17 protein-coding genes and 1 tRNA gene are annotated in these 22,455 nt (G+C 64.5%); 15 read left to right on the top strand and 3 right to left on the bottom strand.

Annotated features, from left to right (window positions below):
- The first annotated feature begins 4 nt into the window (after positions 1-4).
- From C8J30_RS14155 to C8J30_RS14140, 4 genes are all read left to right on the top strand, one after another.
- On the top strand, positions 5-1,345 hold the full coding sequence (locus C8J30_RS14155) for an ATP-binding protein (RefSeq protein WP_110806498.1): 1,341 nt from the start codon (positions 5-7) through the stop codon (positions 1,343-1,345).
- A 561-nt stretch (positions 1,346-1,906) separates the two neighbouring features.
- Entirely contained in the window at positions 1,907-4,318 is a 2,412-nt protein-coding gene (gene lon / locus C8J30_RS14150) for an endopeptidase La (protein ID WP_110806497.1), read from the top strand.
- Positions 4,319-4,454: 136 nt separating this feature from the next.
- Positions 4,455-4,811: an HU family DNA-binding protein gene (locus tag C8J30_RS14145; RefSeq protein WP_110806496.1), complete on the top strand. Its 357-nt coding sequence runs from the start codon at positions 4,455-4,457 to the stop codon at positions 4,809-4,811.
- A 19-nt stretch (positions 4,812-4,830) separates the two neighbouring features.
- A tRNA-Val gene (locus tag C8J30_RS14140) sits at positions 4,831-4,905 on the top strand.
- A gap of 91 nt (positions 4,906-4,996) precedes the next feature.
- Here C8J30_RS14140 and C8J30_RS14135 read toward each other — a convergent pair.
- Both C8J30_RS14135 and C8J30_RS14130 read right to left on the bottom strand, forming a co-directional pair.
- Positions 4,997-5,974, bottom strand: coding sequence for an SH3 domain-containing protein (locus tag C8J30_RS14135; RefSeq protein WP_110806495.1), 978 nt, complete (start codon positions 5,972-5,974; stop codon positions 4,997-4,999).
- A gap of 195 nt (positions 5,975-6,169) precedes the next feature.
- Positions 6,170-7,798 carry an FAD-dependent oxidoreductase gene (locus C8J30_RS14130; protein ID WP_110806516.1) on the bottom strand — a complete coding sequence of 543 codons (1,629 nt, stop codon included), beginning with the start codon at positions 7,796-7,798 and terminating at the stop codon, positions 6,170-6,172.
- 190 nt (positions 7,799-7,988) lie between these two features.
- On the opposite strand from C8J30_RS14130, the gene C8J30_RS14125 reads away from it, so the two are divergent.
- Positions 7,989-8,609 carry a hypothetical protein gene (locus C8J30_RS14125; protein ID WP_146227916.1) on the top strand — a complete coding sequence of 207 codons (621 nt, stop codon included), beginning with the start codon at positions 7,989-7,991 and terminating at the stop codon, positions 8,607-8,609.
- A gap of 58 nt (positions 8,610-8,667) precedes the next feature.
- On the opposite strand, the gene C8J30_RS14120 is transcribed toward C8J30_RS14125, so the two are convergent.
- On the bottom strand, positions 8,668-10,461 hold the full coding sequence (locus C8J30_RS14120; RefSeq protein WP_110806515.1) for a PhoX family protein: 1,794 nt from the start codon (positions 10,459-10,461) through the stop codon (positions 8,668-8,670).
- Positions 10,462-10,612: 151 nt separating this feature from the next.
- Between C8J30_RS14120 and C8J30_RS14115 the strand changes: the two genes are divergently transcribed.
- The 10 genes from C8J30_RS14115 (at position 10,613) to C8J30_RS14070 (ending at position 22,393) form a co-directional block, all read left to right on the top strand.
- Positions 10,613-11,641, top strand: a complete 1,029-nt coding sequence (locus C8J30_RS14115) for a LacI family DNA-binding transcriptional regulator (protein WP_110806493.1) — start codon at positions 10,613-10,615, stop codon at positions 11,639-11,641.
- Between the two features lie 247 nt (positions 11,642-11,888).
- Positions 11,889-12,830, top strand: a complete 942-nt coding sequence (locus C8J30_RS14110) for a sugar ABC transporter substrate-binding protein (RefSeq protein WP_110806492.1) — start codon at positions 11,889-11,891, stop codon at positions 12,828-12,830.
- An 83-nt stretch (positions 12,831-12,913) separates the two neighbouring features.
- Positions 12,914-14,455, top strand: a complete 1,542-nt coding sequence (locus tag C8J30_RS14105; protein ID WP_110806491.1) for a sugar ABC transporter ATP-binding protein — start codon at positions 12,914-12,916, stop codon at positions 14,453-14,455.
- A gap of 9 nt (positions 14,456-14,464) precedes the next feature.
- Complete coding sequence (locus tag C8J30_RS14100) at positions 14,465-15,490, top strand: ABC transporter permease (protein ID WP_181420890.1); 1,026 nt, start codon at positions 14,465-14,467, stop codon at positions 15,488-15,490.
- Between the two features lie 56 nt (positions 15,491-15,546).
- Positions 15,547-16,467: a sugar ABC transporter substrate-binding protein gene (locus C8J30_RS14095; protein WP_110806490.1), complete on the top strand. Its 921-nt coding sequence runs from the start codon at positions 15,547-15,549 to the stop codon at positions 16,465-16,467.
- Positions 16,468-16,521: 54 nt separating this feature from the next.
- Positions 16,522-17,634, top strand: a complete 1,113-nt coding sequence (locus C8J30_RS14090; RefSeq protein WP_110806489.1) for a Gfo/Idh/MocA family protein — start codon at positions 16,522-16,524, stop codon at positions 17,632-17,634.
- Between the two features lie 10 nt (positions 17,635-17,644).
- Positions 17,645-18,544 carry a sugar phosphate isomerase/epimerase family protein gene (locus C8J30_RS14085; protein WP_110806488.1) on the top strand — a complete coding sequence of 300 codons (900 nt, stop codon included), beginning with the start codon at positions 17,645-17,647 and terminating at the stop codon, positions 18,542-18,544.
- A gap of 10 nt (positions 18,545-18,554) precedes the next feature.
- Positions 18,555-19,565 (top strand): Gfo/Idh/MocA family protein, encoded by a 1,011-nt coding sequence (locus C8J30_RS14080; protein ID WP_110806487.1) that lies wholly within the window; start codon positions 18,555-18,557, stop codon positions 19,563-19,565.
- Positions 19,566-19,575: 10 nt separating this feature from the next.
- Entirely contained in the window at positions 19,576-20,361 is a 786-nt protein-coding gene (locus C8J30_RS14075; protein ID WP_110806486.1) for a TIM barrel protein, read from the top strand.
- 115 nt (positions 20,362-20,476) lie between these two features.
- Positions 20,477-22,393: a bifunctional 5-dehydro-2-deoxygluconokinase/5-dehydro-2-deoxyphosphogluconate aldolase gene (locus C8J30_RS14070; protein ID WP_110806485.1), complete on the top strand. Its 1,917-nt coding sequence runs from the start codon at positions 20,477-20,479 to the stop codon at positions 22,391-22,393.
- Positions 22,394-22,455 lie beyond the last annotated feature (62 nt).

The following is a 22,455-nucleotide window of genomic DNA, read 5'->3' as shown; positions in this document are numbered from 1 at the left end:
TGGCATGGATTTCGGCTGGCTCAAACAATTCCTGCCGCGCGGGCTTTACGGTCGGGCCGCGCTGATCCTGATTTTGCCGGTCGTCACGATCCAGCTGGTCGTCTCGGTGGTCTTCATCCAGCGCCATTTCGAACGCGTCACCGAGCAGATGACGACCTCGATGCTGCGCGAGATCGCCTTGGTGACCGAGCGCGCCGACGGCGCGGCGACACTGGCCCAGGCCGAGGCGCAGCTGACGGACCTGTCGCTGGCGCTGGATCTGGAGCTGGAACTGCCCGCGCAGATCCCCGCCCCGGCCAGGGACGCCCGCGACATCACCGATTTCACCGGGCTCACCGTGCAATCGACGCTGCATGCGGGGCTTGCCGGACTGATCGCGCTTGATCTGACCGATGGCGGCCGGGTGCAGCTTTGGGTCGAGAACCGCTACGGCCCGCTTTACATCGCCTTTCCGCGCGGCTGGGTCTCGGCGTCGAACCCGCACCAGCTTCTGGTGCTGATGGTCTTCGTGTCGGTGCTGATGACGCTGATCGCCTATCTCTTCCTGCGCAATCAGCTGCGGCCGATCCAGCGCCTTGCCCGCGCGGCCGAGGCCTTCGGCAAGGGTCAGGTGGTGGCCTATCGGCCGACGGGCGCGGTCGAGGTGCGGGCGGCGGGCAAGGCCTTTCTTGAAATGCGCGACCGGATCGAGCGGCAGACCGAAAGCCGACGCCTGATGCTGTCGGGCATCAGCCACGATCTGCGCACGCCGCTGACGCGGCTGCGGCTGGGGCTGTCGATGCTGCCCGAAGAGCCCGACACCGAAGCCGAGATCGCGGCGATGGCGCGCGACGTGACCGAGATGGGCAAGATGATCGACGCTTTCCTGAATGTCGCGCGCGAAGAGGCGGTGGCGGGCGAGGCCGAGCGCGTCGACATCTGTCCTTTCGTGGCACAGGTGGTCGAAGATGCGATCCGCGCCGGGCAGCCGGTGCGGCTGGCGGCCTGTCCCGAAACCCCGGTCACCGCCGTGGTGCGCCCGGATGCCTTGCGGCGCGCGCTGGAAAATCTGATCGGCAATGCCGTCCGTTACGGCACGAATGCCGAGGTCACGGTCGCCGTGCGCGCGCGCACCCTGCGCATCATCGTCGAGGATGATGGCCCCGGCATCCCGGCGGATCGGCGCGAAGAGGCGATGCGCCCCTTCACCCGGCTGGATCCCGCGCGCAATCAGGACAGAGGTCAGGGCGTCGGCCTTGGTCTGGCCATCGCCGCCGATATTGCGCGCGGTCATGGCGGCAGTCTGAAATTGCTCGAAAGCGCACGGCTGCGCGGTCTTGCGGCGGAGTTGCACCTGCCCTTGTAAGGCGCAACATCCCGCCGCAAAGACGAATTCGATCTTACAGGATCAGGATGAACAAGCCGACCCACATTCCCGCGCCGGTCAAACAGGCCGGGATGAGCCACCAGCCCCCCGGTACGGCGCAGTCTACCCCTGTGCGAGACGCCGAAATCGGCGCCTCAATACGCATATCCGCAGTTGTCGCTGTCACGACCCCACTCCTTCACACCTAAGCCCACTTTCCCGCTGCAAAGCTAGGGTTCGAATTCTTAACGAAGTCTTGCACAGAAGCCGGGTTTGTCGGGCGGCGGGCGGTTTTCCTACTCATTGGTTAACCCGGAACACCGGAAATCCGCAGCGCACGAAAGGTCAGTTGGCACGGGCAAAAGGATGTCGTGCAATTGAAACAAGCTTTACTTGCAGCGCGGGGCGATCTGCCGCAGTGTGAAGGCTTGATGACGGCGGGGCGGGCTGTCGGTCCGGCGCAGTTGAACTGTGCCCCACCCCCCCCTAGATATGGGGCATGGGAAGGGACGGGTTGCCAATCGCGGGACCGGTGCCTTTCGCCGCAAACAAGGACAGAGAATGACCGCACTCCCCTCCACCCATCCGGTCCTGCCGCTGCGCGACATCGTGGTGTTCCCCCACATGATCGTGCCGCTTTTCGTCGGCCGCGAGAAATCCGTGCGCGCCCTCGAAGAGGTGATGGCTGACGACCGGCAGATCCTTCTGGCGAGCCAGATCGATCCTTCGATCGACGAACCCACGGCCGAGGGCATCTTCCGCGTCGGCGTGCTGGCCAATGTGCTGCAACTGCTGAAACTGCCCGATGGCACCGTCAAGGTGCTGGTCGAGGGCAAGACGCGGGTGCGGATCACCGAATTCGTCTCGAATGACAGCTTCTTCGAAGCGCAGTCGGAAACCCTGACCGAGGTCGAGGGCGACCTCGACACGATCAAGGCGCTGTCCCGTTCGGTTGCCGAGGAATTCGAGCGTTACGCGAAGATCAAGAAGAACATCCCCGAAGAGGCGATGGCGGCCGTGGCCGAAACGCGTGAGGCCGACAAGCTGGCCGATCTCGTCTCGGGGCATCTGGGGCTCGAGGTCAAGCTCAAGCAGGAACTGCTCGAAACGCTCGACATCTCGGAGCGGCTCGAAAAGGTCTATGGCCTGATGCAGGGCGAGGTTTCGGTCCTGCAGGTCGAGAAGAAGATCAAGTCGCGCGTCAAATCCCAGATGGAGAAGACGCAGCGCGAATATTACCTGAACGAACAGATGAAGGCCATTCAGCGCGAGCTGGGCGATGGCGAGGACGGTCAGAACGAGCTCAACGAGCTTGAGGAAAAGATCGCCAAGACCAAGCTGTCGAAGGAAGCCAAGGACAAGGCCGAGGGCGAGCTGAAGAAGCTGCGCTCGATGAGCCCGATGTCGGCCGAAGCGACGGTTGTGCGCAACTATCTGGACTGGCTGCTCAATCTGCCGTGGGGCGTGAAGAGCCGGGTGAAGAAGGATCTGCTTGGCGCCGAAAAGGTGCTCGATGCCGATCACTACGGGCTTGAGAAGGTCAAGGAACGCATCGTCGAATATCTCGCCGTGCAGGCGCGCTCGGACAAGCTGAAGGGGCCGATCCTGTGCCTTGTCGGCCCTCCGGGCGTCGGCAAGACCTCGCTTGGCCGTTCGGTCGCCCGCGCCACGGGGCGCGAGTTCATCCGCATCAGCCTTGGCGGCGTGCGCGATGAATCGGAGATCCGCGGCCACCGGCGCACCTATATCGGCTCGATGCCGGGCAAGATCATTCAGGCGCTGAAAAAGGCGAAGACGACCAACCCGCTGATCCTGCTCGATGAAATCGACAAGATGGGGCATGATTTCCGCGGCGATCCGGCCTCGGCGCTTCTCGAGGTGCTGGACCCGGAACAGAACTCGACTTTCGTCGATCACTATCTGGAGGTCGAATATGACCTTTCGAACGTGATGTTCCTGACCACGGCGAACAGCTACAACATGCCCGGGCCCCTGCTGGACCGGATGGAGATCATCAGCCTTGCGGGCTACACCGAGGACGAAAAATCCGAGATCGCCCGTCAGCACCTGATCCCCAAACAGGTCAAGGCGCATGGGCTGAAGAAGGGCGAATTCACCCTGACAGACGGGGCGCTTTCGGACATCGTGCGTTACTACACGCGCGAAGCCGGGGTGCGGAACCTGGAACGCGAGATCGCCAAGACCGCCCGCAAGGCGGTGACCGAGATCATCAAGGCCAAGGGCGCGGTGAAATCGGTCACGGTCGACGAGGCGAAACTCGGCGATTATCTCGGCGTGAAGCGGCACCGCTATGGTCTGGCCGAGGCCGAGGATCAGGTGGGCGTGGTCACCGGGCTTGCCTGGACCTCGGTCGGCGGCGATCTGCTGCACATCGAAGCGCTGAAGCTGCCCGGCAAGGGGCGGATGAAGACGACCGGGAAACTGGGCGACGTGATGAAGGAATCGATCGAGGCGGCATCGAGCTATGTCCGCTCGATCGCGCCGGAAATCGGGGTGAAGCCGCCGAAGTTCGAAACCCTCGACATTCACGTGCACGTGCCCGATGGCGCGACGCCGAAGGACGGCCCCTCGGCCGGTCTGGCGATGGTGACCTCGATCGTTTCGGTGCTGACCGGCATTCCGGTGCGCAAGGATATCGCGATGACCGGGGAAGTGTCGCTGCGCGGCAATGCGATGCCGATCGGCGGGCTGAAGGAAAAACTTCTGGCGGCGCTGCGCGGCGGCATCAAGACCGTGCTGATCCCGGAAGAGAACGAAAAGGATCTGGCCGACATCCCGGCGAACGTGAAGGAAGGGATGGAGATCATTCCGGTCACCCATGTGCGCGAGGTTCTGGCCCGCGCGCTGGTGCGGATGCCCGAGCCCGTGGAATGGGACGAAGCGGCCGAGGAAGCCGCCGCTGCGGCCGCCGCTGCGGCGCGGGCCGAAGCCGCCAGTGCCACCGCGCATTGATCCTAACGACACGCAACGACAGACGCGCCCCTTTCGGGGCGCGTCTTTTTTTCAGGGTCGTGCGCTCCGCAAACTGATGGATTGTTGCGGCGTTGCGACCTAACCTGACGGCATTTCAAGAACCAATGGGGCAGCCATGAGCAAATCCACGAAGACATCCGACGCGGACGCGGCCGAAGCGGGCGATGGCGGCGCCGCGCTCAGCGTTCAGGTCAAGAAGCGCGATTTCGTCGAGCGCGTGGTGCTGCGCAGCGGCGCCAAGAAGCCGGTCGCCCGCGATCTGACCGAGGCGGTTCTGGCAACGCTGGGCGAAGCGCTGGCCAAGGGCGAGACGCTGGTTCTGCCGCCGCTTGGCAAGATTTCGGTGACGCGCAGCATCAGCAAGGCCGGTGGCGACATGCTTCATATCAAGCTGCGCCGGATGGGCACGGCAGAGGATGCGAAAAAGGATGAAGATTCCGCAGAAGACCCCCTTGCGGTCGCCGAGGAGTGACGCTAAACACCCCGCTACCGGGCGATTAGCTCAGCGGTAGAGCGCTTCGTTCACATCGAAGATGTCAGCGGTTCAAATCCGTTATCGCCCACCATCATTCCCAAAGGCCGTGACCTCGCGTCGCGGCCTTTGCTTTTGCGGCGGCCGGGGCGGCGAACCGAAGACCGCCCCCGCCTCGGAGCGGCTCAGCCGCCGGTGACCACCGCGGCAGGCATCTCGAAGCGCTCGCGGCCCGCCTCGATCTTCATCAGATCTTCGATCTGCTTCAGCACCGGCTTCGAGGCCGCATCGCTGTCGACAAGCTTGCCGCCCTCGAACAGGAAATAGCGCTCGGCGCCATTGCCCAGCGCCACCCAGACCCCGGCATTGCCCGCACCGGCGCGGATCACGCCAAAGGGGCAGGCATGGGTCGGCGCGGCGGGATCGGTCGCACAGGGGAACGTGCCCGTCGCATCGAAGGACTCGCCATTGCCCTTCGGACCGCCCTCGGGCATCTCGGGCGCGATCGGGGCCGCGGTCTCGCTCAGTTCCGCGCCGGGCAACCAGCCGCGCAGCCCCGATCCGACCAGCCGCAGGTCGCACCAGCGCGTGCCCATGTTCATGTGGCAGCCCTTGTTGCGCCCGACCGCACCGCCTTCGGCCACGCCCACCGGGGTGAAGCGCTCGGACGGCCCCGCCCGCATCGTCAGCACCTGCCCCTCGTTGACCTGCCACCAGTCCGGCCCACCGGCCAGACCGTCGGCGAAATCGGGCGGGTTCAGCCCCACCGCCAGATCGTAGTCGAAAGCCTTGCCCTGCCGGGCAAAGGCACGGTTGAGAAAGACCTCGATCTCGTAATCGCCCGGTTGCGGCAGCGCGAGATCGGCCACCGGCGCCGCGGCTTGCGAGGACAGGAACAGCACCTCGGATTTGGTCGCCTCGCGGATCAGGAAATCGGGCAGCATCCCCGGCCCGTTCAGATCGACCGAGAGCACCTGCCCCTGCGCGCCCGACAGGCTGTAACGCACGGTGTCATCGCCGCCGAGACTGCCCGACACCAGAATGCCCGGCACCAGACTTTCGGAGGGCAGCGGGATCGCAGGCCCCTCTTCCGCGAGGGCAGCCGGAGGAGCCAGAAGGGCGGTCGCCAGAGCAACCGACGGGAGAAGCTTGGAACGGGGCATGGCGGCTCCTTGCAAGGTCAGGCGGACAGCCGTCCGCGGGTCTCGATGAGGGTTCGGCGGCGGTGCCGACAGAAATTCAGGCGGACAGACTCCGGGGTCCCGATCTGTCGACCGGCCCCCCGAAGTCCTTGTCCGATGGACTGAATCTTAACCGGAACGGGCCGCGGCACCATCCGGAATGCGAAACCTGCGGCCTCAGGCCTCGGGTTTGCGCGGATCATTGGGCAGGCTGACGCCGTGTTTTTCCATATAGGGGCGGAAATAATCGCGGAAGGCCTCGAAGCTTTCGGCCAGCATCAGGAATTCCTCGCGGTTCATCACCAGCACCTTGGTATCCTCGATCGCATGGACCGAGGTCTTGCGCCGCGTCGCGCCAAGGATCAGCCGCTCGCCGAAATGGCCGCCGGGGCCGATCACCCGCGTCGTCAGCTTGCCGGTGTCGGGATCGGTGCGCACCATCTGCACCGCGCCCGAGACGACCGAGAAGAACCCGTCCGAGCGGTCGCCCTCGTTGTAGATCCGGTCGCCCGCCCGGTAATAAACGTAGCGCATCGGCGGCTTCCGGAAGGTACGGAGTTGCACAAGGCTGCGCGCCCCCACCAGATCCAGCGACCAGTTGATCATCACCCGGATGCGGGTGCCGATACCGGGCAAGAGCGCGAGATAATAAGACCGCCAGATGAACCAGGCCGGGAAGCCGGTGATGTTGCGCCCGAAAATATCGGCCACACCCCGCTTCGCCCCAAGCGAGGCCAGCGCGCCGCGCGAGCTGTAGGCAAAGGGCGCGGGCTGACGGCCCTTCAGCACGGCGGTGATGTTCGACGCCACGCGCTTGGCCTCGCGCACGGCGAATTGCGCGGTGGGCGGGGCGAAATCATTGCGGTCGGTGGCATAATCCTTGAGCGGGATCAGCGCGCAATCGCCCAGCGCCCAGACATCGGACATGCCCTTGACGCGCAGGCTGCGATCGACGGCGACGCGGCCCTTTTCGAGCGGCAGCCCCATGCGCAGGATCACTGGCAGGGGCGCATTGCCGATCGTGGCGACGATGGTGCGGGTATCGATCACCTCGCCGTCGCTCGTCACCAGCTGCCGATGCGTGGCCGAGCGCACGCCCGTGCCCAGTTTCATCTCGATCCCGTGGCGTTCCAGATGCGCGGTCGCGTATTCCGCCAGCTCCTTCGGCATTTCATTCAGGATGCGCGGCGCAAATTCGACCAGCAGCACCCGCACCTCGGAAGGGTCGATGTTCGAATAGAACGGCAGCGAGCGGTCGAGCAATTCCTTCATCTCGCCCACGGTCTCGACACCCGAGAACCCGCCGCCAACGACGGTGAAGGTCAGCGCGCCGCGTTTCGTATCGGGCAGCGCCGTGACCTGCGCATGTTCGAGCTGCTCGATCACATGCTCGCGCAGGCGGCGGGCATCTTCGAGCGTCTTCATCTTCAGCGCATGTTCCTCGAGCCCCGGCATGCGGGAGAAATCGGTCCCCTGCCCCAGCGCGATGACCAGCTGATCATAGGGCACCTCGATCGGGCGGCGCATGATGCCCTGAAAGACGGTGACCACCTTGCGCTCGAAATCGACGTTGTCGACGACGGCCTTGCGCACCTGCACGCCCTTCAGAAGGAAGCGCAGCGGCGAGACGGCATGGGCGGGCATGATCGAGCCTGCGCCCACCTCGGGCAGAAGCGGCTGAAAGACGAAGTAGTTCTCGGCATTGATCAGCTCGATCTCTGCCTTGCGGCCCAGCCTGCGCTTGAGCGCGCGGGCCGTATACATACCGCCGAAACCCCCGCCCAGAACGACGATCCGCGTGGCCATCTTACCCTCCATCTGACTGCGCCGCAGCATATCCGAATGATGCCGAACCGCCAGAGCCTATTGCCCAAGGGTTCACTCAGCGTGAAGCAATGTGACAAAACGGAGCGGGCCGAACGCGGGCAAACGGCGTTTTCGTCACCGGACCGACATGAAGCGGGCGTAGCGATCGCCGCAAGCGATGGAGGGGATGATGCGCGCGATCGGGATCGGGGTTTTGCTGCTGCTTTCGGCGCGTCCGACCTCGGCAGAGGAAACCGGGCTGCGCTGGCTTACGGTCTCGGCCCCGGTGCTGGACGCCCCCGCGGGGCAAGAGCTGGGCGCGGCGCTGATCGCAACCCCGGTGCGGGCGATCGGGCACGATGCGGCGGGGTTTGCACAGATCGCGCTGCCGGGCTTCACCGATGCGGCGGGACGCGGGCTTTACGCCACCCCCGCCCGCGCGGTCGAACTCGCCCGGGTGACGCCCGAGCGCCTGTCGCCCCGCCCGCTCGGCCCCGGAGAAACGACGGCCCCCGGCTGGCGGCCGGTCGAACTGCGCGGCTGGATTGCGACGAGCACGTTGACCGCCGACCCCGCCCCGATGTGGCAGAAGGCCTTCACGCTTTACCGCAGCCGCTGCACCGCCTGCCATCCGCGCCGCGTGCCCGGGAAATACAGCCTTCTGGAATGGCAGGACTATTTCCGCCAGATGGGGCCGCGCACGCGGTTGCCGCAAGATGACCAGCGGCTGATCCGGGCGTGGCTGCAGCACCGCGCGGGCGATGCCGCCGCGTTCGAGGCCGCGGTGGCGCGGATCGCCGCCGGAGGCTGAGCCCCGCCCGGATCTCGCCGCAGAAAAAGCGGCGGGGCCCGCAGGCCCCGCGCCGATCTTATTTCGCCAGCGCCGGGAACGGGCCGATGTAGCCCACATAGGCGCGGGCATCGGCCGGATCGGTCAGCTTGTCCTCGTCGGATTCGCCGTAAGGGTGCTGCACCACGGCCATCAGATAGCCATGCCCGCCGAGGTTCGGATACCAGTAGGCCGAGGTGGTTTCGGACCCATAGGGGCTCGAGAAGATCCGCGTCAGCGACTTGTCCCCCAGGTTCATCGCCCAGATCGCATCGTTCTGATGGCCCTCGCCGGTGTCCTCGCCGATGATCAGCGTGTTGTAGCCGGGGATGTAGGTGATGTTGTCGGGGTTGGCGATGCCATTGACATCACAGGTATTCACCTTGGCCGCATCGCCGCACATGTTATGCGACGGATCGCAGTTCGGATCGGCCGCCGCCGCTTCCTGGTCCTTGCTCATCGGCGTGCCCGCGACAAGCGCGCTCATCGCCGTGGCGGTGTAGCTGGCATCCAGATCGAGCTGATAGACCGCGCCGCAGCTGTTCTTTTCGAGACGGATCGCATCGCGCCCGCCCTTGTCCTGCTTGGCACCGCCTTCCATCGCTTTCGACACTTCCGACATCGCCACATAGACTTTCATGTGGTCAGGGTCGAAGGCGATGCCCTCCATCTTGCGAAACTCGGTCGTGGCACCGAGCATCGAGGCGTAGCGACGGGTCTCCAGCCGCGAGGCCACGGCCTCCATCCCCGGTTTCACCTTCAGGCATTCGGCGCGATCCTCGGCATTCGAGGCGAGGAAGCCTTCGGGGCAGCTGCCATCCGCGCCGAACTCGGCGGTTTCGAAGAGGTCCGAGAACTGCACCCCCTTCTCGATCGCGGCCTGGATCGTCGCATCGTCGGCATGGCCCAGATCAACCCAGTCCAGCGTCGCCGCCCCCGCGCCCGCATCCGAGGTCTGCACCCATTTCGCGGCATAAAGCTTGCCCGCCGACAGATCGCCTTCGGCATCGGCGACGAAGCGGAACAGACCCGTGTTGGTGCCGTCATCCGAGATATAGGCGGTCTTCTTGTCGGGCATCACCTTCGCAAGCTCGACCGCGACGCGGCCCATCGCGAAGTGCTTTTGCGCCTTGGCGGTGCCGTCTTCGGTCACGGTGACCTCGGTCGGAAAGCCGTAGCGATAGGGTTTGAAGGCGGCGCGGAATGCGTCGAGCGTCATCTTCGCCGGATCGACGCCCTCGTAGCGCGCCATCGGGAAATCGTAATCGTCGATCTGATCGAGCGCCGTCGCCGCTTCGATCTCGCGCGCATCGGCCGGATATTCCTCGGAGCCCAGATGCGTCTCCCAGGGCGTCACCGAGCCCGCGCAGGGCACCCAGAGCCCGCCAAAGGCCGAGAAATCAACGGGTTTGGTCGAGATCGGCGTCAGCTTGCCCTCGGCAGCCTGCGTCAGCTCGCTCACATACATCGCCCCCGGGCGCGACTCGAAATGCGTCACCGAGAAGATCTTGCCACCGACATGCAGCAGCGAGGTGAAATCGGCATCGACCGAGATATGTTCCGAGCCGTCCTCGGATTTCACCACCTGCCCCTTGCGGTCGGTCAGCGCGGCAAAGACCCCCGCGCCGATCTTGTCGCCCGAGCGGGCAAGCGTGGTGTAGCCGATGGCGTAATCCTTGCCGTCGATCGTCACCTTGTCGGAGGCAAGCACCGCGCGCTTGGCGGCATCGTCGGCGGCGAAGGGCACCGGGGCAAAGACGAGATCACCGGCATGTGCGAAGATCGGCGCGGCAATCAGGGCGCTGGCGGCAAGAAGCTGGCTGCGCAGGGTCATCGTGGTCTCCTGGGTCGGGTTGCGTCGGCCCCGTCCTTGAACCCGTTTTGCATCACCCATGTGACAGCTTGCGGGCCGCTGCGCGCCGATCGGGCTTGACGTGATAGCCCCATGATGGAAATGATGTTTTTACATCACGCAAGAGGTTAAGATGAAGCGACCGACGATTGCCGATCTGGCGCAAGCGGCGGGTGTCGGCGTCGCGACCGTCGATCGCGTGCTGAACGGCCGGGTGAAGGTGCGCGAGGAAACCGCGCGCAAGGTGCACGAGGCAGCGCAGAAGATCGGCTATCACGGCGCGAATGCGATCCGGCAGCGGGTCTTTGCCGACCTGCCCGAATTGCATTTCGGGGTGATCTTGCAAAAGGAGCGGCACAGCTTTTACCAGAACTTCGCCCGCGAAATCGAAGAGCGCTGCGCCGCCCAGACCAGCCATCGGCTGCGGCTGACGCTGAAATTCACCCAGTCCACCCTGCCCGAAGAACTGGCCGAAATGCTGCGCGCGATGGTCGGCAAGGTCGATGCCGTGGCGGCTTCGGGGCTCGATCATCACCTTGTCACCGATGCCGTGACCGCCTTGCGCGCGCGTGGCATTCCGACCTTTTCGTTGCTGTCCGATTTCGCGCAAGGGGTGCGCGAAAGCTATCTCGGCACCAACAATCTCAAGGTCGGGCGCACCGCGGGCTGGCTGATTTCGAAGATTGCCGGGCGGCCGGGCAAGGTGGCGATCTTCATCGGCGGGCATCGCTTTCACGGCCACGAACTGCGCGAGACCGGCTTTCGCAGCTTTTTCCGCGAATATGCGCCCGATTTCGAATTGCTCAGCCCGCAGCCGAATCTTGAAACCCGGCAGCTGACCTATGAGGCGACGCATGAGATGATCGCCCGGCATCCCGATCTGGTGGGCGTCTATTGCGCGGGCGGGGGCATGGAAGGCGCGATTGCCGCCGTGCGTGAACTGCCGGGGCCGCGTCGCCCGGTGCTGATCGTGAACGAGCTCACCCCAGAATCGCGCGAGGGGCTTCTCGATCGCACCGTCTCGGTGGTGATGCAGACGCCGCTTCGGGCGCTGTGCGAGGATCTGGTCGCGCTGATGTGCGCCACCGCGACCAACGGCATGGCCGAAACCCCGGGCCAGCGCTTCCACAATTCCATCATCCTGACGCCGGAAAGCCTGTGATTGATGGAATTCCATCATCAAGGCACACAGATTCCATCACCCCTGATGAAATCTTAGGCACGTTTTCTTTGACCTGAGGTCAGCTTTCGGGAATCCTCCGAGACACGACGTCGCAAGAGGAGGCGGCGTCCTGCGATCAGCGCATGGCAAACCTGCCGACCCCGATTTCGGGGAAGGATGTCTGCATGCCGACGATCCGCCTCGGGTTCAATCGGTGCGTCCCCGGGCACCACAGAGGAGGAAAACAATGAAGAAGGTTCTGATCTCGACCGCTCTGGTCGGGCTGATGGCGACTGCGGCGCAGGCCCAGAACGTCGGGGTCTCGATGGCGCTCTTTGATGACAACTTCCTGACCGTGCTGCGCAACGGCATGCAAGATCACGCCAAGACGCTCGACGGCGTGAACCTGCAGATCGAAGATGCGCAAAACGACGTCGGCAAGCAGCTCAACCAGATCCAGAACTTCGTCGCCTCGGGCGTCGATGCGATCGTCGTGAACCCGGTGGATACCGACGCCACCGTGGCGATGTCGGAAGCCGCCGCCGCCGCGGGCATTCCGCTGGTTTACGTCAACCGCGAGCCGGTCAACGTCGATACCCTGCCGGAAAAACAGGCCTTCGTCGCCTCGAACGAAAAGGACTCTGGCACGCTGGAAATGCAGGAAGTCTGCCGTCTCTTGAAAGAGCAGGGCAAGACCGAGGCGAAGATCGTCGTGATGATGGGCGAGCTGTCGAACCAGGCGGCGCGGATGCGCACGCAGGACGTGCATGACGTGATCGCCACGCCGGAGTGCAGCTTCATCAAGATCGTCGAAGAGCAGACCGCGAACTGGTCGCGCACGCAAGGTGCCGACCTTGTCACCAACTGGCTCTCGGCCGGGCTCGAATTCGATGCGGTCGTGGCCAACAATGACGAAATGGCGATCGGCGCGATTCAGGCGCTGAAGGCCGCCGGCAAGGACATGAGCACGATGATCGTCGGCGGCGTTGACGCGACGCAGGACGCGCTCGCCGCGATGGCGGCCGGGGATCTGGACGTGACCGTGTTCCAGAACGCCGCCGGTCAAGGTCAGGGCGCGCTGGATGCGGCGCTGAGCCTGGCCAAGGGCGAGAAGGTCGACACCAAGGTCTATATCCCCTTCGAACTGGTCACCCCCGCGACCCTCGCGAATTACCAGGCGAAGAACTGATCCCGCTTTGAGCGCTGCCGGGGGCGGTCGACGCCCCTGGTTTGCCCGGACCGCAACAGCGGCGCCGGTTCAAGGAGACGACCATGCTGGATGCGACCCTTTCGACGACAGGGGCCCAAGGCCGCAGACATTATGACGGCGAGTTCATCCTCGAGGTGGATGGAGTTCGCAAGGAATTCCCGGGCGTCGTGGCGCTCGACAATGTGCAATTGAAGATCCGTCCGGGCTCGGTCCATGCGCTGATGGGCGAGAATGGCGCGGGCAAGTCGACGCTGATGAAGATCATCGCCGGGGTCTACAACCCCGACCGGGGCGAAGTGCGCTTTGCCGGGGAAAAGCTGGTGATCCGCACGCCGATCGACGCGCTGAACTGCGGCATCGCGATGATCCATCAGGAATTGAACCTGATGAACACGATGACGGTGGCGGAAAACGTCTGGATCCGCCGCGAGCCGAAGGGGGCCTTCGGCCTGATCGACCATGCCCGGATGGGGACGATGACGGCCGAGCTTTTTGCCAGCCTGAACATCCATCTCGATCCGCTGGCGATCGTCGGCGATCTGACCGTCGCGCAAAAGCAGATGATCGAGATCGCCAAGGCGGTCAGCTACAATTCCGATGTGCTGATCATGGACGAACCCACCTCGGCGATCACCGAAACCGAGGTCGAGCATCTTTTCGCCATCATCCGCGACTTGCGGGCGCGCGGCGTGGGCATCGTCTACATCACCCATAAGATGAACGAAATCTTTGAAATCGCAGATGAATTGACCGTCTTCCGCGACGGCAAATACATCTCGACCGTCCCGGCCTCCGAGGTGACGCGCGACGACATCATCCGCATGATGGTCGGGCGCGAAATCACCGAGATGTTCCCGAAGGTCGATTGCCCGATCGGCGATGTGATTTTGGACGTGCAGAACCTGAGCCTGCCGGGGGTCTTTGACAACATCAGCTTCAAGCTGCGCAAGGGCGAGATCCTGGGCGTCGCCGGGCTTGTCGGCTCGGGCCGGTCGAACGTGGCCGAGGCGCTTTTCGGCGTGCATCCGGCGGAAACGGGCGACATCTGGATCGACGGCGAGCATGTGGTGATGACCTCGCCGCAAGTGGCGATGGATCACGGGCTCGCTTTCCTGACCGAGGACCGCAAGGAAACCGGCTGTTTTCTGGTGCTGGATTGCCTCGAGAACATGCAGATGGCGCTCATTACCCGCGACAAGGTGAATGGCGCCGGTTTCGTGCAGCAAGCCGAGGTGACGCGACTGGTGCAGGAGTATTCTGCCAAGCTGCGGGTGAAGACGCCGAACCTTGCCGAGCGGGTCGAGAACCTCTCGGGCGGCAACCAGCAGAAATTGCTGATCGCGCGCTGGCTTTTGACCAACCCGCGCATCCTCATTCTCGATGAACCGACGCGGGGCATCGACGTGGGGGCCAAATCCGAAATTCACCGCCTGATCACCGCCCTCGCCGGGCAGGGCGTGGCGGTGCTGATGATCTCGTCCGAACTTCCCGAAGTTCTGGGCATGTCCGACCGCATCATGGTGATGCACGAGGGGCGCGTGAGCGGTTTCCTTGACCGCGCCGAGGCGACCCAGGTGCGCGTGATGGAACTGGCGGCGAAATAGGGGGAGCCGATGGCCATGCAAGACACATACACGACCGGGGCCGAGATCAAGGCCGCACCGCGGCGTCTGCCGCCCGAGGTCAACATCCTGTTCGTTCTGGTGGGCATCGCGCTCGTCTTTGAAATCCTCGGCTGGATCTTTCAGGGGCAGTCGTTCCTGATGTCGATCGACCGGCTGAAGATCATGATTCTGCAGGTCTCGGTGATCGGGATCATCTCGGTCGGCGTGACGCAGGTGATCATCGCGGGGGGGATCGATCTGTCCTCGGGGTCCGTCGTCGGCGCCGTGGCGATGTTCGCGATGAGCTTCGCGCAGGTTTCCACCTATGCCCGCGCGGTCTATCCGGACCTGACCGACCTGCCGGCGATCGTGCCGATCGCGCTTGGCCTGATGGCGGGTGCGCTGGTCGGGCTGATCAACGGGGCGCTGATCGCCTATGCGAAAATCCCGCCCTTCATTGCGACGCTCGGCACGATGGTGACGGCACGCGGTTTTGCGAAATGGTACACCAAGGGCCAGCCGATTTCATTCCCGACCGATGATTTTGCCTTCATCGGCAAGGGGATGATGCCCGTCGCGATCTTCCTTGCCGTCGCCGCGATCTTCCATGTGGCGATGAAATACACCCGCTACGGCAAGTTCACCTATGCGATCGGCGCGAACCAGCAGGCCGCCCGCGTCTCGGGGATCAATGTCGAGCATCACCTGATCAAGGTCTATGTCGTCGCCGCGACGCTGGCCGCCTTGGCCGGGATGGTCGTTGCCGCCCGCGGTCAGACGGCGCAGGCAGGCATGGGTCTCGCCTATGAGCTTGACGCCATCGCCATGGCGGTGATCGGCGGCGTGTCGCTGACCGGGGGCCGCGGATCGATCCTCGGCACGATGATCGGGATGGTGATCTTCGGCGTGATCATCTCCGGGTTCACCTTCCTGCGCCTCGACGCTTACTACCAGGAAATGATCAAGGGCGTGATCATCGTCGCCGCTGTCGTCGCCGACGTCTACCGGCAGAAAAAACGCACCAAGAAATCCTGACATACCGATTTCCCCTGTCCGCCCGACGGGCAGGGAATGACCCCGGAGGAAATCCCATGAAACGCATGTTCCTGACCACTGCGCTTGTTTTGTGCGCCCTGCCCGCTGCGGCCGAGACGAAGATCGGCGTCAGCATGACGAGCTTCGACAACCCGTTCCTGACGATCCTGCTGAATGGGATCAAGGCCGAGGCCGCCAAGGACAGCACCGTGACGCTCAGCCTGGAAGACGCGCAGCTCGACGTCGCCAAGCAGCTCAATCAGGTGCAGAATTTCGTCGCGAACGGCGTCGATGCGATCATCGTGAACCCGGTCGATGGCGCCTCGACCCCCGCCATGACGGCGCTGGCGACGGAAGCGGGCATTCCGCTTGTCTACGTCAACCACCCGCCCGCCGAACATGCCGCGATGCCCGCGGGCACCAGCTTCATCGGCTCGAATGAAGTCGACAGCGGCACGATGGAGACGAAAGCCGTCTGTGAAATGCTGGGCGGCAAGGGCGACGTGCTGGTGCTGATGGGGCCGCTGGAAAACGAAGCCTCGCTTGTCCGCACCAAGGACATCGAGGACGTGATCGCCACGCCCGACTGTTCGGGGATGAAGATCCTCGACAAGCAGGTCGGCAACTGGAACCGCACTCAGGGTCAGGACATCACGACGAACTGGCTGACCACGGGGATGCATTTCGACGCGATCATCTCGAACAATGACGAGATGGCGATCGGTGCCATTCAAGCGCTGAAAGGCGCGGGCGTCGACATGGGCTCGGTCGTCGTCGCGGGCATCGACGCCACCCCCGATGGTCTGGCCGCGATGGCGGCGGGCGATCTGGATGTGACGGTGTTCCAGAACGCCACGAAACAGGGCGAGGTCGCGCTGTCCTCGGCCGTGGCGATGACGAAGGGCGAAAAGGTGGATGGCAACATCTGGATCCCGTTCGAACCCGTCACCAAAGAAAACATGTCGCAATATCAATAACCTGATCGGCGGGGTTTCCCTCTCTCCCCCCGCCTCCCCCCGAAGGATGTCCCGATGACCCGTCCCATGCCTGAGAAATCCCTTGGCGTTGCCCTGATCGGCACCGGCTTCATGGGCAAATGCCATGCCATGGCCTGGCGGACCGTCGCGGCCACCTTCGGGGGCGCCCATCCGCGGCTTGAGGTGCTCTGCGAACTGCCCGAAGAAAAGGCGCAAGCCTTTGCCGCGCAATTCGGCTTTGCCCGCGGCACGTCCGACTGGCAGGCCGCCTGCACCGATCCCGCCGTCGATGTGGTGTCGATCACCGCGCCGAACGGTTTGCACCGGCCGATGGCCGAGGCGGCGCTGAAGGCGGGCAAGCATGTCTGGCTGGAAAAGCCGATGGCGCTGACGCTGGCCGATGCGCAGGCGATGGCCGATCTGGCTGCCGCCCACCCGGGTCAGGTGACGATCCTTGGCTACAACTATCTGCGCAGCCCGGCGTTTCAGCGGGCGGTGCAATTCGTCAAGGCGGGCGAGATCGGCCAACCGATGGCCTTCCGCGGTGTTTATGACGAAGACTATTCCGCCGATCCCTCCCTCCCATGGTCCTGGCGGATGACGCGCGAGGCTGGTGGTCTGGGCGCCCTGGGCGATCTGGGCTGCCACCTCGTCTCACAAATGACGGCGCTGATGGGGCCGGTGGCCGAGATCACCGCGCTGACCCATATTTCGGTGCCGATGCGGCCCTCGCCGCAAGGCCCGAAGCCGGTCGAGAACGAGGATTCGGCGCTCGCCCTGATCAAGTTCGAAAGCGGCGCGCAGGGCTCGTTCGCCACCTCGCGCGTGGCGCGGGGGCGCAAATGCCGGTTGCAATGGGAAGTGCACGGCACCGACGGCACGCTGATCTTCGATCAGGAAAACATGAACGAGCTTTGGCTGCACCGCAAAGGCGAGGCTGGCTTCACCCGTCACCTCACCGGCCCTGATCAACCCGATTTCGCCGCCTTCTGCCCGGCGCCGGGGCACAACTTCGGCTTCAACGAGCAGAAGGTGATCGAGGCGCGCGATCTTCTGTCGGCGATTGCGGGCGGTCCGGCCTGCGGCCCGGATTTCGTGCAGGGCCTCGTCATCGAAAAAATCATCCATGCCATGGCGGCCTCGCAGGGCCGTCCCGTGAAACCCTGAGGAGTCAGATATGAGGATCGCCCTCGACCCCTTCATGCACCGCCATCTGAGCCTTGAGGCCCTGCCCTCGAAGGTCGCCGAACTTGGCTACGACTGGATCGAACTCAGCCCCCGCGGCGATTTCCTGGAATGGTTCAAGGCCCCTCGCGTGTTCCCCGACCGGGTGAAGTCGTTCAAAAAGGCGCTTTCCGACGCCAATGTGCAGATCGCCTCGATCCTGCCGATGTATCGCTGGGCCAGCAATGACGAGGGCGAACGGCAGGCTGCCGTCAAGCACTGGAAACGCGCGCTCGAAATCTGTGTCGAGATGGGCGTCGACACGATGAATTCGGAATTCGGCCGGGGGCCGCACCCGGACAAGGGCTCGTGCTACTGCTGCCATACGGGCAGCATGATCGAGACTTGCGAGGATGCCTGGTGGCGCTCGATGGAGGAGTTGGTGCCGCTCTTCGAGCGCGAAGGCGTCAACCTGCATATCGAGCCCCACCCCGAGGATTGGTGCGAGACGCTGCAACCGGCGCTCGACATCATCCGCACGGTGAACAGCCCGCGCGTGAAGTTCCTCTATTGCGCGCCGCATACGTTCTATTTCGGCGACGACACAAAGGCGATGATCCGGGAAGCCGCCGATGTGCTGGCCCATGTCCATGTCGGCGACACGTTCAACCACAAGGCCAGCTCGGGTCTGCGCTACATCCTGAACCCGCCGGGCACCCAAGCCCGGGTGCACCAGCATCTGAACATCGGTCAGGGCGAAGTGCCCTGGGACGACTTCTTCGGCACGCTCCACGAGATTGGCTTCGACGGCATCATGACCGCCTGCGTCTTCGCCTGGGAAGACAAGGCGGACGCGTCGTCCACCTTCATGCGCGCCGAGATGCAACGCTACATCGACAAATTCTGGAAATGAGGTCCACGAAATGACTGTGAAAATCGGGGTTATCGGCACCGGCGCCATCGGCCGCGACCATGCCCGCCGCATCGAGAAGGTTCTGGCAGGCGGCAAGATCACCGCGCTTTCGGACGTGAACATGGCTTCGGCCGAGGCGGTCAAGGCCGAGATCGCGCCCGACGCCGAGATTTTCGCCACCGGCGAGGAGCTGATCGCTTCGGCCAATGTCGATGCGGTTCTGGTCTGCTCCTGGGGGCAGACGCATGAGCAATATGTGCTGGCCGCCATCGCCGCGGGCAAACCGTGTTTCTGCGAAAAGCCGCTGGCCACCACGGCGGATGGCGCCAAACGCATCGTCGATGCCGAAGTGGCGGCGGGCAAGCGTCTGGTGCAAGTGGGCTTCATGCGCCGCTATGACGCCGGTTATGTCGCGCTGAAATCGGCGGTCGAGAGCCATACCGGGGCGCCGATCATGGTCCATGCCGCGCACCGCAACCCGCGTGTGGGCAACAACTACGTCACGCCGATGGCGATCCATGACACGCTGATCCACGAAATCGACGTGTTCCGCTGGCTGCTCGATGACGATTACACCGAGGCCCGCGTGACCTTTCCGCGCAAATGTGCCCGCAGCCACGAAAAGCTGCGCGACCCGCAGATCGTGACGCTGAAAACCGCCAAGGGCGTCGTCATCGACACCGAGATCTTCGTGAACTGCCACTACGGCTACGACATCCAATGCGAAGTCGTGGGCGAGGATGGCATCGCGAAACTGCCCGAGCCGATGGCGATTCAGATGCGTCTGGGCGCGAAGCTGCAAAACGAGATCCTTGTGGATTGGAAAGACCGCTTCGTCGGCGCCTATGACGTCGAACTGCAAGACTTCCTGCAAGCGGCCGCGCGGGGCACGGCCTCGGGTCCGACCTCGTGGGATGGCTACATGGCCGCCGTCACCTCGGACGCTTGCGTCAAGGCGCAGGAGTGTGAGGGCGAGGCCGTCGCCATCACCTATCCGGCGCGTCCGGCGCTTTACGCGTAAGGGGGAAGCGATGCGTTTTGCAATGAACCACATCGCGGCGCCGAAAGTGGCGTTGGTCGAGTTCTTCGAGATGGCGAAGCGGTTGGGCTCGACCGAGGTCGAGATTCGCAACGATCTGCCCGACGTGATGAGCAGCTGGAAAGCGGCCGATGTGAAGTCGGCGGCCGAGGATGCGGGCGTGACGATCCTCTCGATCAACGCGCTTTATCCGTTCAACGTCTGGTCGGGCGATCTGCCCGCGAAGGCCGAGAAGATGGCCGATTACGCGGCGGCTTGTGGGGCCAAGGCTTTGGTCATGTGCCCCTTGAACGAGGGCCGGGCGGTGGCGCATTCGCAGGTCGTGGCGGCTTTGGACGCGATCAAGCCGATGCTGAAATCGCGCGGGTTGATGGGTCTGGTGGAGCCGCTCGGCTTCCCGGTCTCGTCCTTGCGCACGAAGAAAGAGGCGATCGCGGCGATCACCGAGGCGGGCGATGACGGCACCTTCCGGCTGTTGCACGACACCTTCCACCATCACCTTGCGGGCGAGACCGAGTTCTACCCGCAGCGCACGGCGCTGGTGCATATCTCGGGCGTCAATGATCCGGGTCTGCTGGTGGGCGGCATGCTTGATGCGCATCGGGTGCTGGTCGATGCCCAGGACCGACTGGAAAACCTGCCGCAGATCAAGGCGCTTCTGGCGGGTGGCTATGCCGGTCCGTTCAGCTTCGAGCCCTTTGCCACCGAAGTGCATGATCTGGCCGACCCGGAAGCGGCGCTGGCCGAGAGCATCGCCTTCGTGAAGGCCGGTCTCTGACGGTTTCCGGGCGTACTGCGCCCGGACCCGAACGGGGGGCTGCCGCCCCCCGCACCCCCTGCCCGAAGGGGCCTTCGGGCCCCTCCGGACCACCCCGAGCCGATAGGACCGAAAGATGAAGACCCTTGATGTGATCACCATAGGCCGGGCTGGCGTGGACCTTTACGGGACGCAAGTGGGCGGGCGGCTCGAGGATATGGGGTCGTTTCAGAAATACATCGGCGGCTCGCCGACGAATATCGCCTGCGGCACCGCGCGTCTGGGGCTGCGCTCGGCCTTGATCACGCGGGTGGGCGACGAACATATGGGGCGCTTCATCCGCGAGCAGCTCGGGCGCGAGGGCGTCGATGTGCGCGGCGTGAAGACCGATCCCGAGCGGCTGACGGCGCTCGTCATCCTCGGCATCCGCGACGAGGAGCAGTTCCCGCTGATCTTCTACCGCGAGAATTGCGCCGACATGGCGCTTTGCGAGGCCGATATCGAGGAGGGGTTCATCGCCGAAGCCCGCTCGGTTCTGGCCACCGGCACGCATCTGTCGCACCCGCGCACCGAAGCCGCCGTGCTGAAGGCGCTGGCCCTGGCGCGCAAGCATGGGGCGAAGACGGCGCTCGATATCGATTACCGGCCGAACCTCTGGGGCGTGGCGGGGCATGGCGCGGGCGAAAGCCGCTTTGTCGAAAGCGCCAAGGTGACGGCGAAGCTTCTGGGCACGCTGCATCTTTTCGATCTGATCGTCGGCACGGAAGAGGAATTCCATATCGCGGGCGGCAGCACCGACACGATCGCGGCTTTGCGGGCAGTGCGGGCGGTGTCGAACGCGACGCTCGTTTGCAAGCGCGGCGCCAAGGGGGCGGTGGCCTTCGAGGGAACCATTCCCGACAGCCTCGATGACGGCCAAAGCGGCCCCGGTTTCCCGATCGAGGTCTTCAACGTGCTCGGCGCCGGGGACGGGTTCTTTTCGGGGCTTCTGAAGGGCTGGCTCGATGGTGAGGCCTGGCCGCGCGCGCTCGAATATGCCAATGCCTGCGGGGCTTTCGCGGTCAGCCGTCACGGCTGCACTCCGGCCTATCCGAGCCTCGAGGAGCTGAAGTTCTTCCTGCGGCGCGGGGTGGTGCGGCCGGATCTGCGCAATGATGCCGAGCTTGAGCAGGTGCATTGGGCGACGACCCGCAAGGGCGATTGGTCGACGATGCGGGTCTTTGCCTTCGACCACCGGATGCAGCTGGAGCAATTGCCCGGCTTCACCGCCGACAAGGGCAGCCGGTTCAAGGAGCTGTGTCTGGCCGCCGCGCGCGAGGTGCAGGGCGGACGCCCCGGCTACGGCATCCTGTGCGACAACCGCATCGGCCGGAAGGCGCTGCATGCGGCGAGCGGAACCGGGCTCTGGATCGGGCGGCCCTGCGAATGGCCGGGCTCGCGGCCCTTGGAGCTGGAGCCCGAGCTTGGCCCCGATTGCGGCGGTCTGGAAAACTGGGCGCGCGAGAATGTGGTGAAGGTGCTCGTCTTCTGCCACCCTGACGACGCGCCCGATCTGCGCCGCGCGCAGGAGGCGGAGGTGGTGCGTCTTTACACGGCGGCGCGGCGCAACCGTCTGGAATTCCTTCTGGAAATCATCCCGTCGAAGGTCGGTCCGGTGACCGAGACCACGACGGCAACGCTGATCCGGCAGTTCTACGCGGCGGGCGTTTGCCCCGACTGGTGGAAGCTGGAACCGATGGCGACGCGGGCTGCCTGGGCCGCGGCCTGCGCCGCCATCGAGGAAAACGACCCGCATACGCGCGGCATCGTCGTGCTGGGCCTTGATGCGCCCGAGGAGGATCTGGCGGAAAGCTTCGCCATCGCCGCGGGCTTCCCGCTGGTGAAGGGCTTTGCCGTGGGTCGCACGATCTTTGGCGTCGTCGCGCGGGCCTGGTTCGAGGGCGACCTCGGCGATGCGGAAGCGGTGGCGGAAATGGCGCGGCGCTATGCGCGGCTGTGCACGGTCTGGGACCGGGCGCGGGTCGGTGCGCGGGGGCACGTGGCGGCGCGGTGAAACGGGCGGGTGGGGGCGCTGCCCCCACACCCCCGAGATATTTGAAGCAAGATGAAAGGGTT

The organism is Rhodobacter viridis (assembly GCF_003217355.1).
In the GTDB taxonomy this organism is placed as follows: Bacteria; Pseudomonadota; Alphaproteobacteria; order Rhodobacterales; family Rhodobacteraceae; genus Rhodobacter; species Rhodobacter viridis.
The sequence above is the reverse complement of the archived record's forward strand: the minus strand, read 5'-3'. Positions and strand labels throughout refer to the sequence as shown.

What these genes read in the sequence shown, in the direction of transcription:
- C8J30_RS14130 (WP_110806516.1), bottom strand. Translation starts at nt 7,798, where the DNA reads ATGGCCACGCGGATCGTCGTTCTGGGCGGGGGTTTCGGCGGTATGTAT.
- lon (WP_110806497.1), top strand. Translation starts at nt 1,907, where the DNA reads ATGACCGCACTCCCCTCCACCCATCCGGTCCTGCCGCTGCGCGACATC.
- C8J30_RS14070 (WP_110806485.1), top strand. Translation starts at nt 20,477, where the DNA reads ATGAAGACCCTTGATGTGATCACCATAGGCCGGGCTGGCGTGGACCTT.
- C8J30_RS14110 (WP_110806492.1), top strand. Translation starts at nt 11,889, where the DNA reads ATGAAGAAGGTTCTGATCTCGACCGCTCTGGTCGGGCTGATGGCGACT.
- C8J30_RS14100 (WP_181420890.1), top strand. Translation starts at nt 14,465, where the DNA reads ATGGCCATGCAAGACACATACACGACCGGGGCCGAGATCAAGGCCGCA.
- C8J30_RS14090 (WP_110806489.1), top strand. Translation starts at nt 16,522, where the DNA reads ATGACCCGTCCCATGCCTGAGAAATCCCTTGGCGTTGCCCTGATCGGC.
- C8J30_RS14120 (WP_110806515.1), bottom strand. Translation starts at nt 10,461, where the DNA reads ATGACCCTGCGCAGCCAGCTTCTTGCCGCCAGCGCCCTGATTGCCGCG.
- C8J30_RS14135 (WP_110806495.1), bottom strand. Translation starts at nt 5,974, where the DNA reads ATGCCCCGTTCCAAGCTTCTCCCGTCGGTTGCTCTGGCGACCGCCCTT.
- C8J30_RS14085 (WP_110806488.1), top strand. Translation starts at nt 17,645, where the DNA reads ATGAGGATCGCCCTCGACCCCTTCATGCACCGCCATCTGAGCCTTGAG.
- C8J30_RS14115 (WP_110806493.1), top strand. Translation starts at nt 10,613, where the DNA reads ATGAAGCGACCGACGATTGCCGATCTGGCGCAAGCGGCGGGTGTCGGC.
- C8J30_RS14155 (WP_110806498.1), top strand. Translation starts at nt 5, where the DNA reads ATGGATTTCGGCTGGCTCAAACAATTCCTGCCGCGCGGGCTTTACGGT.
- C8J30_RS14080 (WP_110806487.1), top strand. Translation starts at nt 18,555, where the DNA reads ATGACTGTGAAAATCGGGGTTATCGGCACCGGCGCCATCGGCCGCGAC.
- C8J30_RS14075 (WP_110806486.1), top strand. Translation starts at nt 19,576, where the DNA reads ATGCGTTTTGCAATGAACCACATCGCGGCGCCGAAAGTGGCGTTGGTC.
- C8J30_RS14125 (WP_146227916.1), top strand. Translation starts at nt 7,989, where the DNA reads ATGCGCGCGATCGGGATCGGGGTTTTGCTGCTGCTTTCGGCGCGTCCG.
- C8J30_RS14095 (WP_110806490.1), top strand. Translation starts at nt 15,547, where the DNA reads ATGAAACGCATGTTCCTGACCACTGCGCTTGTTTTGTGCGCCCTGCCC.
- C8J30_RS14145 (WP_110806496.1), top strand. Translation starts at nt 4,455, where the DNA reads ATGAGCAAATCCACGAAGACATCCGACGCGGACGCGGCCGAAGCGGGC.
- C8J30_RS14105 (WP_110806491.1), top strand. Translation starts at nt 12,914, where the DNA reads ATGCTGGATGCGACCCTTTCGACGACAGGGGCCCAAGGCCGCAGACAT.